This window comes from Pseudomonas sp. MWU12-2020 (assembly GCF_023100605.1).
GTDB classification, from domain to species: domain Bacteria; phylum Pseudomonadota; class Gammaproteobacteria; order Pseudomonadales; family Pseudomonadaceae; genus Aquipseudomonas; species Aquipseudomonas fluorescens_H.
Window position 1 is genome coordinate 1 of the sequence record NZ_JALMEX010000042.1, and the last position, 1,024, is coordinate 1,024.

1 protein-coding gene is annotated in these 1,024 nt (G+C 56.6%); it reads left to right on the plus strand.

Going from position 1 to position 1,024, the window contains the following annotated elements; translation table 11 throughout:
* Positions 1-226 precede the first annotated feature (226 nt).
* Positions 227-1,024 (plus strand): IS110 family transposase (locus M0814_RS28940; RefSeq protein WP_103486035.1); only part of this gene is annotated, 798 nt, incomplete at its 3' end.

Here is a 1,024-nt window from a genome sequence, read left to right on the forward strand (position 1 = left end):
TTCGCGAGCAAGCCCGCTTGTGTCTGAGTAAAGGAATAAACTCTGAGGTGAGAGGGGTGGATGGCAAGCTGTGAGTCCGCGGTGCTTGAAGCACGAGTGGGAGCAAAGCTGCCATCCACCTTTCTACTCTGGCCCATAAGCCCGAACAGTTGGACGAGCGCCACTCGAATCACAAGCGTGGGCAAAGCCAGAGCACTCTCACTTCTGAGTGTAAGAGGGTTTTGCCATGATTTCCTGGGTCGGCATCGATATCTCCAAATCCAATCTCGTCGTCTGGGTTCAACCACAGAAAGACGGCTTTGAAGTTCCCAATACCGTTGAAGGCTTTGATGTGCTGATCGCGCGTTTAGGTCAGTACACGGTTGGCCGCGTGTTGCTGGAAGCCACAGGCGGCTATGAACGCAGGGTCATGGCAGCATTGCAGCAGGCAAGTTTCAGCGTGTTGAGGATCAATCCTCGCCGGGCCAGAGCCTTTGCCGTAGCAATGGGCAAGAACGCCAAAACCGATCCCATCGACGCGGCGGTTCTCGCCGATTTTGCCGAAGCGCTGCATGCGTCTCGCGAAAAGCCCATCTCGCCTGAGCGTGAAGCCCTGCGCGAGTTGATTCAATTACGCGAGCACTTCGTCCAGCAGCGCGATGACAACAAGCGCCGGCTGCAACAGGCCCAGTTGCCCGCGGTCATAGAGGCGATCAAGGACCATATTCGCTACCTGCAGACCCAGATCAAGCAGTTCGGCAAAGCCATCGATCAAAGCATGCGTGAGCTGGATGCGGAAAAAGCCGATCGGCTTATCTCCGTCAAAGGCATCGGCACTGTGGCGACCGCCAGCTTGCTGGTTTATCTACCCGAACTCGGCGAGCTGGATCGCAGGGAGATCGCCGCCTTGGCGGGAATCGCTCCTTACAACGACGACAGTGGCAATCACAGCGGGAAACGTCAGATTTACGGAGGGAGAGCCCGTGTCAGACGTGCGCTATACATGTCGTGCTGGGTCGTTATCCGCCATCAAGCCGACTTCAAG